This is a genomic window from Nonomuraea mesophila (assembly GCF_004352805.1).
Classification (GTDB): Bacteria; Actinomycetota; Actinomycetes; order Streptosporangiales; family Streptosporangiaceae; genus Nonomuraea; species Nonomuraea longispora.
This window is the reverse complement of sequence record NZ_SMLD01000111.1, coordinates 16490-31642: the sequence shown is the minus strand read 5'-3', so window position 1 is coordinate 31642 and position 15153 is coordinate 16490. Positions and strand designations below refer to the sequence as shown.

Annotated in this window: 17 protein-coding genes; 10 read left to right on the top strand and 7 right to left on the bottom strand. The window is 73.1% G+C overall.

What is annotated here, in order from left to right:
- On the bottom strand, nucleotides 1-1190 hold a 1190-nt coding region (locus E1295_RS32380), incomplete at its 3' end, for an MFS transporter (protein ID WP_132636340.1).
- A 133-nt stretch (nucleotides 1191-1323) separates the two neighbouring features.
- Here E1295_RS32380 and panB point away from each other — a divergent pair.
- Nucleotides 1324-2154, top strand: coding sequence for a 3-methyl-2-oxobutanoate hydroxymethyltransferase (gene panB / locus E1295_RS32375; protein ID WP_132636338.1), 831 nt, complete (start codon nucleotides 1324-1326; stop codon nucleotides 2152-2154).
- Between the two features lie 270 nt (nucleotides 2155-2424).
- Here the strand turns inward: panB and E1295_RS32370 are convergent, their stop codons facing one another.
- The gene (locus E1295_RS32370) at nucleotides 2425-3417 is read right to left on the bottom strand and encodes a pyridoxal-phosphate dependent enzyme (RefSeq protein ID WP_132636336.1); all 993 of its coding nucleotides are present in this window, start codon (nucleotides 3415-3417) and stop codon (nucleotides 2425-2427) included.
- A 44-nt stretch (nucleotides 3418-3461) separates the two neighbouring features.
- Nucleotides 3462-4634: a trans-sulfuration enzyme family protein gene (locus E1295_RS32365; protein ID WP_132636334.1), complete on the bottom strand. Its 1173-nt coding sequence runs from the start codon at nucleotides 4632-4634 to the stop codon at nucleotides 3462-3464.
- 60 nt (nucleotides 4635-4694) lie between these two features.
- Between E1295_RS32365 and E1295_RS32360 the strand changes: the two genes are divergently transcribed.
- Genes E1295_RS32360 through E1295_RS32335 form a run of 6 tightly spaced genes read left to right on the top strand, consistent with a single transcriptional unit; the run spans nucleotide 4695 to nucleotide 10220 of the window.
- Nucleotides 4695-6125 (top strand): aminotransferase-like domain-containing protein, encoded by a 1431-nt coding sequence (locus E1295_RS32360; RefSeq protein ID WP_132636332.1) that lies wholly within the window; start codon nucleotides 4695-4697, stop codon nucleotides 6123-6125.
- A 12-nt stretch (nucleotides 6126-6137) separates the two neighbouring features.
- A complete protein-coding gene (locus E1295_RS32355) occupies nucleotides 6138-6824 on the top strand; it encodes an alpha/beta fold hydrolase (protein WP_132636330.1) in 687 nt (228 codons plus the stop codon).
- Between the two features lie 45 nt (nucleotides 6825-6869).
- Complete coding sequence (locus E1295_RS32350; RefSeq protein WP_132636328.1) at nucleotides 6870-7757, top strand: ABC transporter ATP-binding protein; 888 nt, start codon at nucleotides 6870-6872, stop codon at nucleotides 7755-7757.
- On the top strand, nucleotides 7754-8527 hold the full coding sequence (locus E1295_RS32345; RefSeq protein WP_132636326.1) for an ABC transporter permease: 774 nt from the start codon (nucleotides 7754-7756) through the stop codon (nucleotides 8525-8527). Before E1295_RS32350 ends, E1295_RS32345 begins: the two co-directional genes overlap by 4 nt.
- 8 nt (nucleotides 8528-8535) lie before the next feature.
- Nucleotides 8536-9618, top strand: coding sequence for a sensor histidine kinase (locus E1295_RS32340; protein ID WP_132636324.1), 1083 nt, complete (start codon nucleotides 8536-8538; stop codon nucleotides 9616-9618).
- A complete protein-coding gene (locus tag E1295_RS32335) occupies nucleotides 9615-10220 on the top strand; it encodes a response regulator transcription factor (protein ID WP_132636322.1) in 606 nt (201 codons plus the stop codon). The genes E1295_RS32340 and E1295_RS32335 overlap by 4 nt, the downstream gene beginning before the upstream one ends.
- A 19-nt stretch (nucleotides 10221-10239) precedes the next feature.
- Here E1295_RS32335 and npdG read toward each other — a convergent pair whose 3' ends face one another.
- A complete protein-coding gene (gene npdG, locus E1295_RS32330) occupies nucleotides 10240-10893 on the bottom strand; it encodes an NADPH-dependent F420 reductase (protein WP_132636320.1) in 654 nt (217 codons plus the stop codon).
- A 91-nt stretch (nucleotides 10894-10984) separates the two neighbouring features.
- Nucleotides 10985-12151, bottom strand: a complete 1167-nt coding sequence (locus E1295_RS32325) for a lipase family protein (RefSeq protein ID WP_220448999.1) — start codon at nucleotides 12149-12151, stop codon at nucleotides 10985-10987.
- Nucleotides 12152-12325: 174 nt separating this feature from the next.
- On the opposite strand from E1295_RS32325, the gene E1295_RS32320 reads away from it, so the two are divergent.
- The gene (locus E1295_RS32320; RefSeq protein ID WP_132636318.1) at nucleotides 12326-12904 is read left to right on the top strand and encodes a hypothetical protein; all 579 of its coding nucleotides are present in this window, start codon (nucleotides 12326-12328) and stop codon (nucleotides 12902-12904) included.
- Between the two features lie 10 nt (nucleotides 12905-12914).
- Entirely contained in the window at nucleotides 12915-13559 is a 645-nt protein-coding gene (locus tag E1295_RS32315; RefSeq protein WP_132636316.1) for a cyclase family protein, read from the top strand.
- Here E1295_RS32315 and E1295_RS32310 read toward each other — a convergent pair.
- Nucleotides 13556-13759: a hypothetical protein gene (locus tag E1295_RS32310; RefSeq protein WP_132636314.1), complete on the bottom strand. Its 204-nt coding sequence runs from the start codon at nucleotides 13757-13759 to the stop codon at nucleotides 13556-13558. The genes E1295_RS32315 and E1295_RS32310 overlap by 4 nt on opposite strands.
- Nucleotides 13760-13764: 5 nt before the next feature.
- On the opposite strand from E1295_RS32310, the gene map reads away from it, so the two are divergent.
- Nucleotides 13765-14613, top strand: coding sequence for a type I methionyl aminopeptidase (map, locus tag E1295_RS32305; protein WP_132636312.1), 849 nt, complete (start codon nucleotides 13765-13767; stop codon nucleotides 14611-14613).
- Between the two features lie 13 nt (nucleotides 14614-14626).
- On the opposite strand, the gene E1295_RS32300 is transcribed toward map, so the two are convergent.
- A complete protein-coding gene (locus E1295_RS32300) occupies nucleotides 14627-15016 on the bottom strand; it encodes a sensor histidine kinase (protein ID WP_166427503.1) in 390 nt (129 codons plus the stop codon).
- Nucleotides 15017-15153 lie beyond the last annotated feature (137 nt).

The window sequence follows — 15153 nt, the reverse complement described above, 5'->3', positions numbered from 1 at the left end:
GGGCGGGCCGGTGGGGTGGACGTCGTCGCCGGGCGGCGGCGCCAGAACGGCAGCGCGACCACCACCATGACCACCCCCGCGGAACCGGCCACGGCGAACGCCCATCCCGGGCCGGTCCCGTCGATGACGGCTCCCGCGATCGGCGCCGAGACGGCACCGCCCACCAGCAACGCGGTGCCGTGGAAGCCCATCGCCTCTCCCCTCGCTCCTACGGGCACCCAGCGGGTGAGCACGTCGACGGTGGACGACAGGGACGGCGCGCAGAGCAGGCCCGAGGGAATCAGCGCCAGGACCAGCCAGTGCCAGCCGCCGCCCACCAGCCCCACGGGAACGGTGAGCAGGCCCATGGCCCCGATGAGGGCCAGCGGCGAGAACCCGCGTGACAGGCCTCCGTACAGGAAACCGCCGATCAGGGAGGCGACCGCCCAGATGGCCACGGCGAGGCCGACCCACTCGGTCTGGCCGGTGCTCTCCATGGCGGCGACCAGGGCGAGCTCGGCCCCCGTGAGCATGAATGTGGCCGCCGCGACCGTGCCCAGCAGCGCCACGAACGCCGGCGTGACCCACTGCCGCCTGGGCACCTTGACGACCGGCTCCGCTCTTTCGCCGGCCGAGCGGGTGGGCGGGTTGAGCACGATCAGCCCCACGCCCGCGGTCGTCACCCCGATCCCGATGGCGGCCATCGTCGGGCCGCTGCCGAGGGTCGTGACGCCGGCCACCGCGAGCGCGGGACCCGTCATGTAGGACAGCTCGACCAGCATCGAGTCGACCACGAAGCCGCTGCGCCGCTGGGGCTCGGGCACCATGGCGGCCAGGCACTGGCGCGTCACGCTGAACACCGGCAGCGCCAGCAGCCCCGCCACCGCCGCCGCCAGGAGGAGGCCGGGGAACGGCAGCGCCCACGCGCACGCCCAGAACGCCGCCTGTGCCACGGTAGTGACGGTGACCACGGGACGAAGCCCGTGCTTGTCGACGAACCTGCCCGCCAGCGGCGAGCCGATCGCCATGCCGACCGTGCTGGCCATCGTGACCAGCCCGGCGCGGGCGAAGCCCAGGTCCAGCGTCGTGGCGACGTGCAGGGTCAGCGCCATGCCCACCGCCGTGGACGGGATGCGCGCCAGCAGCCCCACCACCAGCAACGTGGGGACACCGCGAAGCGCGAGCAGACGCCGGTAGGGGTCGAGAGCCATGTGTTCGTTACCTCCGGGGTGATTCTGGCAAGAGGCACCGACAGTTCCGCCACCGGTTCTCCGCGCGTGCCATCATCGGAGGAGTCCGGGTACGCCACAGGGGCGCCTCGAGACCTTCCTGGAGTGATGACACATGTCCTCTTCGACCACGCTGTACGGCGGCGCCGCCGGGCGCCGCGTCACCGTCCGCGACCTCGCCGCGGCCAAGGAGCGCGGAGAGCGGTGGCCCATGGTCACCGCCTACGACGCCATGACGGCGAAGGTGTTCGACGCGGCGGGCATCCCGGTCCTGCTGGTGGGCGACTCGGCGGCCATGGTCGTCTACGGCCACGACTCCACGCTGCCCGTCACGGTCGACGACCTGCTGCCTCTCACGGCGGCCGTCGTACGCGGCTCGTCGCGAGCGCTGGTGGTCGCCGATCTGCCGTTCGGGTCGTACCAGTCCTCACCGCGGCAGGCGCTCGAGACGGCGGCGCGCTTCATGAAGGAGGCGGGCGCGCACGCGATCAAGCTGGAGGGCGGCCGCCGGATCGTGCCCCAGGTCGAGGCGCTGGTCGGGGCGGGCATACCGGTCATGGCGCACCTGGGCCTGACCCCGCAGTCGGTCAACGTCATGGGCGGCTACCGCGTCCAGGGGCGCGGTCAGGCGGGCGACGAACTCATGTCGGACGCCAAGGATCTGGAGGGTGCCGGGGCGTTCTCGGTGGTGCTGGAGTGCGTGCCCGCCGACCTGGCGCAGCGGGTGACGACGTCGCTCGCGATCCCGACGATCGGCATCGGGGCGGGCCCGTCGACGGACGCGCAGGTGCTGGTGTGGCAGGACCTCATGGGGCTGACGCCTCGTCCGGCGAGGTTCGTCAAGCAGTACGCGGACCTGGCGGGCGAGATGGACCGCGCCGTACGCGCCTTCGCCACCGACGTCACATCCGGTGCCTTCCCCGCACCCGAGCACACCTACCGCTGACCGGCCCCGCACCGTCCGCTCCCCGACGGGCCACGGGCCCGCCGGGGAGGCCGGGCGAACGCCGGGCGAACGCCGGAGGGAACGCCGGGGGAACGCCGGAGGGAACGCCGGGGGAACGCCGGACGTGACGCGCTGGTTTGCGCGACCTGGCCGGCGCCCGGCGCCTCACCGCCCTCACGGATGCACGGGCCGCGAACCCGCACCCGCCCACAGCGAGCGTTCTCGTCGGTGGGGGCGCCGCACGCCATGCCGGACCCGGCGCGGACGGGGTCAGGTGGTCAAGGTGGCGGGATCGGTGTTGGAGCCGCAGACGACGACCGCCACCCGCTCCCCCGGGCCCGGTGTGTAGACCCCTGACAACACCGCCGCGTACGCCGCCGCGCCGGCGGCCTCGGCTGCGATGTGGTGCCGCTGCCAGAGGGTACGGCGGGCGGCCATGATGGCATCGTCGGCCACGAGGACGCTCTCGACCCTGGGGCCGGACAGGATCTCGAAGGCCAGGCCGCCGATCTTGCTGGCGCCCAGCGCGTCGGCCCCGACGCCGCTCACCTCGACGGGTACCGGGCGGCCCGCCTCCAGCGCCGCCCGCAGGGTCGGGATCCGCTCGGGTTCCACGGCGACGATCCGCGGCCCTTCTCCGGAGGCTTCCGCCGCCGCACCCGGAGAAGCCACCGCACCCGGGGAAACCACCGCACCCGGAGAAGCCGCACCCTCCGTGCCCAACGTGATGCCAGCGGCGAAGCCTCCGCCGCCGACGGCCACCACCACGGTGTCCACGCCGCCGGTCTGCTCCGCGATCTCCAGCCCGGTGGTCCCCTGCCCGGCGATCACCTCGGGCTGGTCGTAGGCGTGCACCGTCAGCGCGCCGGTCTCGGCGGCGCGTTTGGCGGCGGCCTCGGCGGCCTCGGAGTAGATGGCGCCGGTCTGGGTGATGTGCGCGCCCAGCGCCTGCAGCCCGGCCAGCTTCACCGGGCTGGTCACCTCGGGCACGAAGATCTCGGCCCGCACGCCCAGCTCCCGCGCCGCGTACGCCACGGCCAGCCCGTGGTTGCCGCCGCTGGCCGCGATCACGCCGCCGTCGGGCAGCTCGCCGGCCGACAGGATGCGGTTGAACGCCCCGCGTACCTTGAAGGACCCCGAGTGCTGCAGCAGTTCGAGCTTGAGGAAGAACCCTGGCGAGATCTCGAACACCGGGGTGCGCAGCGCCAGGCCGCCGATCCTGCCGGCGGCGGCCCGCACGTCCTCGTGGGCGACGGTGGTCACGTTGTCCTCTCGTTCATGACATGCCTGGTCGTCAGCATTCGACACTATGCCAGCGCCTGGGAGATGTCGGCCCAGAGGTCCTCCGGGTGCTCGATGCCGGCCGCGATGCGCACGGTGCCCTCGCCGATGCCGCTGCGGGCCAGTTCCTCGGGGCCGAGCGACCGGTGCGAGGTGGAGGCGGGGTGCAGGATGAGCGTCTCGACGCCGCCCAGCGAGGGGGCGAGCAGCGCCAGGCGTACGGAGCTCATGAACTTCTCCCCTGCCGCGCGCCCGCCGGCCAGGTCGAACGCGAACACCCCGCCGAACCCCGGCAGCAGCTTGCCCGCCAGCTCGTACGAGGGGTGCGAGGCGAGCCCCGGCCAGTGCACGGCCGTCACGGCGGGGTGCTCGGCGAGCCGGACGGCCAGGTGGTGGGCGTTGGAGCAGTGGCGTTCCATGCGCAGCCCCAGGGTCTGCAGCCCGCGCAGCGTCAGCCAGGCCGCGAACGGGTCGGCCGAGGCCCCGAGCTCGACCGAGAAGTGCCACACCTTCTCGTAGAGCGCGGCGTCGGCGAAGACGGCGAGCCCGCCGACCACGTCGGTGTGCCCGGACAGATATTTGGTCGTGGAATGCACCACGATGTCCGCGCCGTGCTCGAGCGGCCGGCAGAGCATGGCCGTGGCGAACGTGTTGTCGACCACGGACAGGATGCCGAGCTCGCGGGCCACCGCGCACATGCCGGGCAGGTCGGCCACGAGCGTCATCGGGTTGCTGATCGTCTCCAGGTAGACGAGCCTGGTCTCGGGCCGTACGGCGGCGCGCAGGGCGCCGGGATCGTTCTCCGGCACGTACGTCACCGTGATGCCGAACCGGCCGGTCAGCTCGTTGAGCATGGCGGCGGTCCCCCCGTACAGCGATCGCTGGGCCACCATGTGGTCGCCGGGCTTGAGCAGGCCGAGCAGGACGGTGTTGATCGCGCCCATGCCCGACCCGGTGGCCACGGCTCCCGCGCCGCCCTCGAGCCCGGAGACGGCCAGCTCCAGGGAGCGGACGGTGGGGTTGGTGTAGCGCCCGTAGACGTACGCGCCGTCGGGGCGCCCCATCGAGGCGGCCATCACGGCGGGGTCCTCGAACACGAACCCCGAGGTCTGGTAGATGGGAACGCTGATCGGACGGCTGCCCTCGACGGCCGGCTGAGGCGGGTGCACGGCCCGCGTTTCGGGGCGGAATTCGCTCATAAGCCAAGGATCGCCCACAAACGGGACTCACCGTGAGGGCCAATGCCTCAGAATTGGTCCATGAATGGGGCCAATCATGATGACCTCGTCGACCTGCTGGGCCGCTGGGCGTCGGGGCGCGGGCCGCTGTACCTGCTGCTCGCCACCCGGCTGCGGGAGCTGATCGACGACGGCGTCGTACCGCCCGACGAGCCGCTCCCGCCGGACCGCGTGCTCGCCAGGCGGCTGGCGGTGGGCCGGGGCACGGTGGTGGCGGCGTACGACCTGCTGCAGCAGGAAGGGCTCGTCGTACGCCGGCGGGGCAGCGGCACCCGCGTGGCCGCGCTCGACCTGCCCGCGACGCGCTCGGCCGACGGAGTGGCGGCCAACCCGCTGCTGCTGCACCTCCTGCATCCGCCGGACGGCGTGCAGCAGCTCATGTGCGCCGCCCCGCCCGACCCGCCGGAGGCGATGTTCGAGGCGTACGCCGAGGCCGGGGCGCGGCTGGCGGGCACCCGCTCCATGGGGTACCGGCCGGCCGGGGAACCCGCCCTGCGGGAGGCGCTGGCCGTCTACTACACCGGGCGCGGCGTGCCGACGACGCCCGAGGAGATCATCGTGACGACGGGCGCGCAGCAGGCGCTCACCCTGCTCGCCGGGCTGCTGCTGACCCCCGGGGACACCGTGCTGGCCGAGACGCCCACGTACCCGGGCGCTCTGGAGGTCTTCCGGCACGCGGCGGCGGCCATCAGGCCGGTGACGGCGGAGCAGGCGGACGCGGCCATGCGCGAGCGTCCCGCGCTGGCGTACTTCGTTCCCACGGCCCGCAACCCGGACGGCGCCGTCATGGACCGTCCGGCGCGCAGGCGGCTGGCCGCGCTGGCCGCGGAGCACGACGTGCCGCTGATCGACGACGAGGTCCGCGCCGAGCTGTGCTTCTCGGGCGAGACGCCGCCACCGCTGGCGGCGTACGGGCGGGGTGAGCAGATCATCACGGTCGGCTCCCTGAGCAAGCTGGTCTGGGGCGGGCTGCGCGTGGGCTGGATCCGCGCGGCGGCGCCGCTGGTGGCGCGGCTAGCCAGGCTGCGGGCCGTGCGCGACCTCGGCGGCGAGGTCGTCAGCCAGCTCGCCGCCGTCGCCCTGCTCCGCCGCCTCGACGAGGTACGGGCCGCGCGGGTGAGCACGTCCCGCCGGCTGCACGACCACCTCTGCGCCGGGCTGCGCGAGCGCCTGCCGTCGTGGTCGATCGCGCCCGCGCTCGGCGGCCAGACCCTCTGGGTCGGCATCCCGCGCGGCGACGCCGGCTCGTTCGCCCAGGTCGCGCTCCGTCACGGGGTCGCGGTGGCGCCCGGCCGGTCGTTCGACCCCGCGGGCGGGCACGCCGGCCACATGCGGCTGCACTTCCTGCTCCCCGAGGACGAGCTTTCGCGGGCGGTGAACAACCTGGCCGCGGCCTGGGCCGTCTACGACGGAACGGACAAATCGGTCTCCCGCCGGACCCTGGTCGTCTGACAGGGTGTGGTTATGGATTCGACCTTCGTACTCGTGCACAGCCCCTCCGTCGGGCCCTCGACGTGGGCTCCCGTGGCCGAGTCGCTGGAACGCCGCGGGCACGCGGCGGTGGTGCCCGACCTGACCGGCGTGACCGCGGGAGAGGCGCCCTACTGGCCGCGCGTGGTGGAGACGGTGCGCGCGGCCACCCCCGGCACCCGCGTGGTGCTCGCCGGGCACAGCAACGCCGGGCTCTTCCTCCCCTTGATCAAGGAGGGTCTCGACGGGCGGGTGGTGGCCTGCGTGTTCGCCGACGCGCACCTCCCGCCGCGCGACGGGCTGGTCAAGGCCGCCGACGACGGGTTCCTGCCGTTCCTGCGCGATCTGGCGGGCCCCGACGGCATGTTGCCGCGCTGGACCGACTGGTGGGACGAGGAGGACGTCGTGGCCCTGCTGCCCGACCCCGCGACGCGCGTGCGGGTGGCGGCCGAGCAGCCCCGGCTGCCGCTCGACTACTACACGCAGTCCCTGCCGGTGCCCGCCGGGTGGGACGACGTCAGGTGCTCGATGTTGTGGTACGGCCCGCCGTACGACACGATCGCCGAGGAGGCCGCGCGGCGCGGCTGGCCCGTGACCCGGCTGCCCGGTCAGCACCTGCACCAGGTGATCGATCCGGAGGGTGTCACCGACGCGCTGCTCAAGTTGTCCGGGAAGTCGTGAATTCTTCACTGCCGTCCGCGATCGCGCCCCGCGATAGTCGGACCCATGAGAGCGATAGAAGTCAGCGGGCTCAGCAAGAGCCACCAGGCTTTCCCCGCGGTCAAGGACGTCTCGTTCGAGGTCGCCGAGGGCACGGTCTTCGCGCTGCTCGGCAGGAACGGCGCGGGCAAGACCACGACGGTCGAGGTGCTCGCCGGTTTCCAGCGCGCCGGCCGCGGCACCGTGCGGGTGCTCGGCCTCGACCCCTGGTCCGACAGGGCGGCCCTGCGTCAGCGCGTCGGGATCATGTTGCAGGAGGCCGGGTTCTTCCCTGAGCTGACGGTCGCCCAGACCGTCGACATCTGGCGCGACTTCACCGCCGCGCCGCGCCCGCGCGACGAGGCGCTGGAGCTGGCCGGGCTGGAGGGCCGGTCGGGCACGCGGGTGCGCCAGTTGTCCGGCGGCGAGAAGCGCAGGCTCGACCTCGCGCTCGCCCTGCTGGGCCGCCCCGATGTGCTGTTCCTCGACGAGCCGACGACCGGCATGGACCCCGAGGCGCGGTCGAGGACCTGGGAGGTGGTCCGCGACCTGGCCGGGCAGGGCACCACGGTCCTGCTGACGACCCACTACCTGGAGGAGGCGCAGCGCCTGGCCTCCGCCCTCGCCGTCATGGACCAGGGTGAGATCGTGGCCTCCGGCGGGATGGCGGAGACGCTCGCGGCGCGGCGCGGGCGGGTGGCGTTCCGGATGCCCGCCGAGGTCCGTCCCGCGGACCTGCCGCTGGCGGTCACCCTGGAGGGCGACCTCGCCGTCTGCCGGGCCGAGGATCCCGATCTCGCCGCGCAGACGCTCCTCAGCTGGGCGGCGGCGCGCGGCGTGCGCCTGGCCGGCCTGGAGGTCCGTACGGCCACCCTCGAAGACCTCTTCCTCGACCTGTCCAGGAGCGCCCGATGACCGGCCCGATGGGCAGCCCGAGGACCAGCCCGAGGACCAGCCCGAGGACCAGCCCGAGGAACATGGCCGCCACATTCCGCCTCGCCACCCGCCTGTTCTGGCGTGACAAGTCCATGGTGTTCGCCTCTGTGGTCACCCCCGTCGGGCTGGCCGTCGGGATGCCCGCCCTCATGCGGAACGTGACCGACGTCGCCGCGGCCACCCACATCTTCCAGGGCGCGCTCGCGCTGCTGCTGGCGATCACCGCGTTCATGAACGTCACCGTCGTCCTGGCCGGCCGCCGCGACCAGCTCGTGCTGAAACGGCTGCGGGCGAGCCGGCTGACCGACGCGCAGATCCTCACCGGCCAGATCGCCGGCACGGCGACCCAGACCGTGATCGTGATCGTGTCGTGCACGCTGGCCGTGCACCTCGTGGCGGATGTTCCGCTGCCGGCCGACCCCGTCGCGTTCGCCGCCGTCGTGATCGCGGGCTCGGCCGTGTTGTCCCTGCTCGGCGCCGCGTACACGGCCGCCGTCCCGCGCGCGGAGCTGGCAGCGGCGTTCACCACGCCGGTGTTCCTGGTGGCGGGCGTCTCCGCGGGCGCGATGGGCCCCATCCCGCTGCCCTCGTGGCTGCCTCCCGTGCTCGGCCTGCTGCCGACCACGGCCGTCGTCGACGCCGTCAGGACCGGCGAGCTCGTCGTCCCCCTGCTGATCCTGGCCGGATGGACGCTGGCCGGGCTGGCCGCGATCCGGCTGTGGTTCCGCTGGGAACCCCGCAGGTCATAATCGTCACCGTGACCTCGTCAACCGCCAGGCGGCTCGCGACCGGGCTGATCGTCGGCGTCTCATGCGCCTACACGATGATCGCGCTGCTCTACTTCCAGCACGGCGCGGTCTACGGTGTGCTGGCCACCATGGCGATCAGCGCCGTCATCACCACCTACTCCCTCAACATGCGGGCGGCGCTGCGCGATGCGCGCCCGCCGCTCTTCCCTGCCACGCTCGTGCTCCAGGTGGCCGCGACCTACCTGCCGGAGCTGCTGCCGGGCGGCTGGTCGGCCGTGGCGGCCCCGCTGCTGGCCGGGAGCCTGCTGGTGTACCTGCCGCTGCGCTGGGGCGGCTCGCTGGTGGGGCTCATGATGGTCTACGAGGGTGCCGCGTTGTCCCTGTCCGGTGCGGTGCCGGTGATCGTCGCCTTCTACGTGATCACCGTGCCGACGACGGGGGCGATGACGTACGCGCTGGTGCGGTTCGTCCGGGTGACGGCCGAGTTGGAGGCGGCCAGGGCCGAGCTGGCGGAGGCCGCGGTGATGAGGGAACGCCTGCGCATCTCCCGCGATCTGCACGACGGGCTCGGCCGCAGCCTCACCGCGATCGCGCTCAAGGGCGACCTGGCCGCCCGCCTCATGGAGGGCGATCCCGGCCAGGCCCGCTCGGAGGTGGGCGAGCTGGTTCTGGTGGCCAGGGAGGCGGCCAAGGACGTACGGCAGGTGGCCAAGGGCTACCGGGCGCTGTCGCTGACCGGCGAGGTCGACAGGGCGGTGGCGCTGCTGGAGTCGTCCGGGGTGGACGCGCAGGCGCACCTGGCCGACGTGCCGCTCCCCCGGCGGTCCGAGGAGGCGCTGGCGTGGGCGGTGCGCGAAGGTGTCACCAATGTTCTGCGCCACAGCCGGGCCACGACCTGCACGATCACGACGTCGCTGCAGGGCACGACACTCCGTCTCGAGGTGGCGAACGACGGCGCGCTCATCGGCTCGCGCCCGGCCGGCGGCGGGCTCACGGGCCTGGCGGAGCGGGCCGCGCAGGCCGGCGGTTCCTGCGCCGCCGCCCCGACGGGCGCGGGAGGTTTCCTGCTGGCCGTGGAGGTGGCGACGTGATCAGAGTGCTGCTGGCCGAGGACATGCACATGATCCGCGCCGCCCTCACCGCCCTGCTCCGCCTCGAGTCCGACATCGACGTGGTCGCGGAGGTCACCCGCGGCGACGAGATCGTGCCCAGGGCCCTGGAGATCCGCCCCGACGTCGCCGTCGTGGACATCGACCTGCCGGTCGTCGACGGCATCACCGCCGCCGCCGAGCTGCGCGAGCGCCTGCCGTCGTGCCGGATCCTCGTGCTCACCGCGATGGGCCAGCCCGGCCACCTGCGCAGGGCGCTGGCCGCCGGCATCGAGGCGTTCCTGGTCAAGGACGCGCCCGGCGACCGGCTCTCCGACGCCGTCAGGCGTACGGCCTCCGGCCTGCGCGTGCTGGACCCCGAGCTCGTCGCCTCGGCCATGGAGCACGGGGAGAGCCCGCTGACGCCCCGGGAGTCGACCGTGCTCAGGGAGGCGGCCGGGGGCGCGTCGGCCGAGGACATCGCCGCGCGCCTGCACCTGTCGCCCGGCACCGTACGCAACTATCTGACCGGAGTCATCACCAAGACGGGCGCCCGCAACAAGATCGACGCCATCCGCATCGCCGAGGACGCCGGCTGGTTGTGAGCCGGGTGCCTCACGCGGGTCAGATGTCGGTGATGCGCAGCCCGGCGTGCGCCTTGTAGCGGCGGTTGATGGAGATGATGTTGGCGGTCAGCGCCTCCACCTGGCAGGCGTTGCGCAGCCGTCCGCCATAGACGCCCCGCACCCCCGGGATGGCCTCGGCGAGGGCCTGCACCGTGTCGGTGGCCTCGCGGTCGTCGCCCAGCACCAGCACGTCGAGGTCCACCTTCTCCACCGCCGGGTCCAACAGCACCACGGCCGACACGTGGTGGAAGGCGGCCACCACACGGCTGTCGGTCAGCACGGCGGCGGCCTGCTGCGCCGCGCTCCCCTCCTCGACGGGCAGCGCGTACGCGCCCTGCTTGTCGAAGCCGAGCGGGTTGACGCAGTCGACCACGATCTTGCCGGCCAGCTCGGCGCGCAGGGACTCCAGCAGCGCCTTGTGCCCGTCGTACGGCACCGCGACGATCACCAGGTCGGCCTGCGAGGCGACGGCGGCGTTCGCGTCGCCCGTCACGCCCGCTCCGATGGACGCAGCCGCCTCCTGGGCGCGCTGGGCGCTGCGCGATCCGATCAGCACCGGATGCCCCGCGAGCGCGAGCCGCCGCGCCAGCCCCTTGCCCTGGTCGCCGGTGCCGCCGAGGATGCCGATGGAAAGCCCGTTAACGTCAGTCATAGCCAGATCATGCCAGCTCCGCCCCCGCGGACCCGCAGCCGGGCTCGCCGCGGGCGAGCCCGGCAGGGTGAGGGTCTGACCCGGCGGCGGGTCAGCAGTTGCCGGACGCGGGCAGCCCGTACAACCGCAGCGCCAGCCACCCGACGGCCAGCGGCCCGCCCTCGACGGCTCCGGTGACGTGGTCGGGCGCGGGCAGCTTGGTCCAGCGCACGTTCACCCCGGCCCGGCAGTACTGCGAGCGCAGCGCCGACCCCACCGACAGCGGGATGATCTGGTCCCCGGTGGCGTGGTACAGGAGCATCGGCACCCGCGGGGCCACGGACCCGAGCCGGTTCTCCGCCAGGCGCGCCTGCCACTTGGGCTGGCCGAGCAGGTCGATCGGGCTGAGGTCGGAGAAGCGGAGCCCTGCCAGCTTGTCCAGGTCTCCCACGCAGTCGCCGGCGGCGTCGGCGAGCAGTGCCCGGCCGCGATCGTTGAGGTCGGCGTCGAGGTCGAGCTCCGGGTAGGCGGCGTCGAGTCCCGCCCCGGCGGCCGCGGCCAGCCCGAAGTCGTCGCCGCCGTCGAGGTGGCGGGCCACGGCGTGCAGGTCCGCGGGCACGCCGCCGGCCGCGACCGCCCGGAGCCGCAGTTCGGGCGCGTACGCGGGCTGCAGTTGGGCGGCCCATCCGGCGGACGCGCCGCCCTGGGAGTAGCCCATGACGGCGACGGGCGCCCGGTTCGACAGCCCGGCGCCGGGCACGCGCGTGGCGGCCCTGACCGAGTCGAGCACGGCGTGCCCCTGGGAGATCCCCGCCATGTACGTGTGCGGCCCGGGCGTGCCGAGCCCCTCGTAGTCGGTGATCGCCACCGCGAACCCCTTGAGCAGCAGCAGGCTCACCAGGGCGAGCTCGGCCTCGCGGCCCTGGGCCATGCTGACGGACGGGGCGCACTGGTCGCCGAGCCCGTGGGTGCCGACGGCGTACCCGACGACGGGGCGCGTGCCGAGCGGGTAGCGGCTTTTTGGCACGAGCAGCGTGCCGGAGACCGTGTTGAGCGAGCCGGTGGCAGAGGTGGAGTGGTAGAGGACGTGCCAGGCGTTGACCGGCACCTCGAGCAGCTTGCCCGGCAGCAGGTAGACGGTGGTGGGCCGGGCCGAGACGACGTCGCCGGGAGTCGCGGCGCGGGCAGGGGTGGCGATGAGGGACAGAACCAGCAACACCGCCGACAACAGCGCCGATAACCGGGATACGGACATGCTGACGCGCACACGTGAGGTCATGTGCCGCCCTTCTCTTGAGGATCACGCACTCGGGGGGGCGGCGCCGCGAGCCCGATCGTTACTCGCAGGTAACCCCCTGTCAAGGCCTGTTTTGACGGGCGGCGGCCACCTGGTGCCCGGACGCCACTCCCGAATCAGCCTCCCCGTGAGGACGACGTCGGGCACCATGGGGAGATGGACTCAGGATCGGTGGCACTCCTGCGCGAGCTCCTGGCCGACACCGGCTGGATCGACCGCGCGCGCGAGCTGGGTCTCGCCCTGCGCACCACCCGCTCGCCCGGCGGCCTGCTGCTGGTCGGCCCGCCCGACGACGAGCCCTGGCACCTGACCGCGCACCTCAGCGACGAGGCCCGCTACTCCGGGCTGACGCAGCTCACGCCCACGCTGGTCCGCTGGGCCCCGCCGAGCGACGCTCCCGCCCACCTGCGCGTCGGCCTCGACCGCCTGGAGCGGGCGGCGCGGGGCGAGACGTTGTTCGTGCTGGCCGAGCAGCAGGCCCCGGTCCCGCTGCTCGAACGCGTCGACGACGCGCGGCGTACGGGCGCGACGATCCTGGCGATCGAGGGCGGCGACGCCGAGCTGACCGGCCTCGCCCATGACGCGATCGCGGTGCCGCCCAGCGGGCCGGTGACGTTCGACGGCGCGCAGCACCTGGTGAGCGCGGCGGCCGGCGAGGTGGAGCGGCGTCTGGGGCTGCGCGAGCGTCTGGCCCGGCTGCTGGAGAAGGTCAGCGGCCCGCAGGTGACCGACTGAGGAGGCTTCGATGATCGTCGAGCTCAGCCACCGTGTCGTCGAGGGAATGACGACCTTCCCCGGCATCCCCGGTCCGAAGCTCGGGGTGCACCTGAGCCGGGAGGACTCACGCGCGATGTACGCTCCGGGCACGGAGTTCCACATCGGCGTGATCACGCTGGCCGCCAACACCGGCACCTACGTCGACACGCCGTTCCACCGCTACGCCGGCGGCGACGACCTGTCGCAGGTGCCGCTGTCGAAGCTGGCCGACCTCCCCGGCCTGGTGGTCCGGGCGGCGGGGCAGCGCGTGGTGAGCCTCGACCGGACGCTGGACGTACGCGGCCGGGCCGTGCTGATCCACACGGGCTGGGACCGCCACTTCGGCACCGACGCCTACGCCTACGGCCACCCCCACCTCGCGCCCGAGTCGGCGGCCTGGCTGGCCGGTCAGGGCCCGGCGCTGGTCGGTATCGACTCGCTCAACATCGACGACACCCCGCCGCAGGGCGAGCGCCCCGCCCACTCGCTCCTGCTGCGGGCGGGCATCCCCATCGTGGAGCACCTGACGGGGCTGGAGGCGCTGCCCGACGACGGTTTCCGCTTCCACGCCGCGCCGCCGCTGGTCGCCGGACTCGGCACGTTTCCGGTCAGGGCGTACGCCGTCGTGCCTTAGTCGTCGTCCTCGTCGGCCTCATCCCATGCCTTGTTGCGGTCGGCGGCGCGCTGCAGCGCTCCGGCGGCCTCCTGCTCGGACGGGTAGGGCCCCATCCGGTCCTTGTTGGGGCATCCCTTGTCGGGCTCGACTCTCATGTGCTTGAGGCAGAACCACCACTGGCCTTCGCTCACGGGGTCAATTCTGCCCCGTAGACTCATGTTTCATGACGACACTGCTCCAGCCAGGGCGAGTTTCGCCCATGCGAAAGGTCCCCGCCCACATCGAGCGGCCGGAGTACGTCGGCAAGAAGCGCCCCACCACCGGCGAGTCCGACGTGAAGACCCCCGAGACGATCGAGCGTATGCGGGTGGCGGGCAGGATCGCCGCCCAGGCACTCGAGGAGGTCGGGAAGAACGTCCGGCCGGGCGTCACGACCGACGAGCTCGACAGGATCGGCCACGAGTTCCTCATCGACCACGGCGCCTACCCGAGCACGCTCGGGTACAAGGGCTATCCCAAGTCGCTGTGCACGTCGATCAACGAGGTGATCTGCCACGGCATCCCCGACGACACCGTGCTGCGCGACGGCGACATCGTCAACGTCGACATCACCGCCTACATCGGCGGCGTCCACGGCGACACCGACGCCACCTACCTCGTGGGCGAGGTCGACGAAGAGTCGCGGCTGCTGGTGGAGCGCACGCGCGAGGCGATGATGCGCGCGATCAGGGCGGTCGCCCCGGGCCGGCAGCTCAACGTCGTGGGCCGCGTCATCGAGGCCTACGCCAAGCGGTTCGGCTATGGGGTCGTGCGCGACTTCACCGGCCACGGCATCGGCACGAGCTTCCACTCCGGCCTCATGGTGCCCCACTACGACGACCCGTCGCTGCGGGTGGAGCTGGTGCCGGGGATGACGTTCACCATCGAGCCGATGCTGACGCTGGGGACCATCGACTACGACATCTGGCCCGACAAGTGGACCGCGGTCACGAAAGACCGCAAGCGTACGGCCCAGTTCGAGCACACGATCGTGGTCACCGACACCGGCAGCGAGATCCTCACCCTGCCCTGACCGCGCGCCGGCGTCACCGCGCCATGGGCACCACTCCGCTCACCGTGGTGCCCTCTCCGGGCACGCTGTTGACCGACAGGCTGCCGCCGATCTCCGCGAAGGCCGCCCGCATCCTCGCGATCCCGCGCCCCGTCACCGGCGCGGGAGAGCCCTGGCCGTCGTCGCTGACGGTCAGACGCAGCCCGTTCCTGCCCGCGGTCACGGCGATGGAGACGGTCTTGGCCGTGCTGTGCCGCTCGACGTTCGACAGCGCTTCGCCCATCGTGGTCATGACGCCGCGCGTCACGCGCGACGGCACGTCCGTCGCGGGCAGCGCCCAGGTCTCGACCACGATCCCCGTGCGCTCCGACCACTCGGTGAGGCAGGTCTCCAGCGCTTCGGCCAGGCTCTGCCCGCCGCGCATCCGCGTTTCTTCCGCCAATGGTCTCGCCTCTCTTGGCACCGGGCTCGCGCCGGTCCCCACTCCGGCGCTCCTGAACCCGCGCGGTGCGCAATCCCCCTCAAGGCTGCGCCCGCCGGCGAACAAGGTTATGCCCGTCT

Coding starts and splice junctions, on each gene's coding strand:
- map (WP_132636312.1), top strand. CDS start 13,765: ATGACGACACTGCTCCAGCCAGGGCGAGTTTCGCCCATGCGAAAGGTC.
- E1295_RS32345 (WP_132636326.1), top strand. CDS start 7,754: ATGACCGGCCCGATGGGCAGCCCGAGGACCAGCCCGAGGACCAGCCCG.
- E1295_RS32350 (WP_132636328.1), top strand. CDS start 6,870: ATGAGAGCGATAGAAGTCAGCGGGCTCAGCAAGAGCCACCAGGCTTTC.
- E1295_RS32300 (WP_166427503.1), bottom strand. CDS start 15,016: ATGCGCGGCGGGCAGAGCCTGGCCGAAGCGCTGGAGACCTGCCTCACC.
- E1295_RS32320 (WP_132636318.1), top strand. CDS start 12,326: ATGGACTCAGGATCGGTGGCACTCCTGCGCGAGCTCCTGGCCGACACC.
- panB (WP_132636338.1), top strand. CDS start 1,324: ATGTCCTCTTCGACCACGCTGTACGGCGGCGCCGCCGGGCGCCGCGTC.
- npdG (WP_132636320.1), bottom strand. CDS start 10,893: ATGACTGACGTTAACGGGCTTTCCATCGGCATCCTCGGCGGCACCGGC.
- E1295_RS32325 (WP_220448999.1), bottom strand. CDS start 12,151: ATGACCTCACGTGTGCGCGTCAGCATGTCCGTATCCCGGTTATCGGCG.
- E1295_RS32315 (WP_132636316.1), top strand. CDS start 12,915: ATGATCGTCGAGCTCAGCCACCGTGTCGTCGAGGGAATGACGACCTTC.
- E1295_RS32365 (WP_132636334.1), bottom strand. CDS start 4,634: ATGAGCGAATTCCGCCCCGAAACGCGGGCCGTGCACCCGCCTCAGCCG.
- E1295_RS32360 (WP_132636332.1), top strand. CDS start 4,695: ATGAATGGGGCCAATCATGATGACCTCGTCGACCTGCTGGGCCGCTGG.
- E1295_RS32355 (WP_132636330.1), top strand. CDS start 6,138: ATGGATTCGACCTTCGTACTCGTGCACAGCCCCTCCGTCGGGCCCTCG.
- E1295_RS32310 (WP_132636314.1), bottom strand. CDS start 13,759: ATGAGTCTACGGGGCAGAATTGACCCCGTGAGCGAAGGCCAGTGGTGG.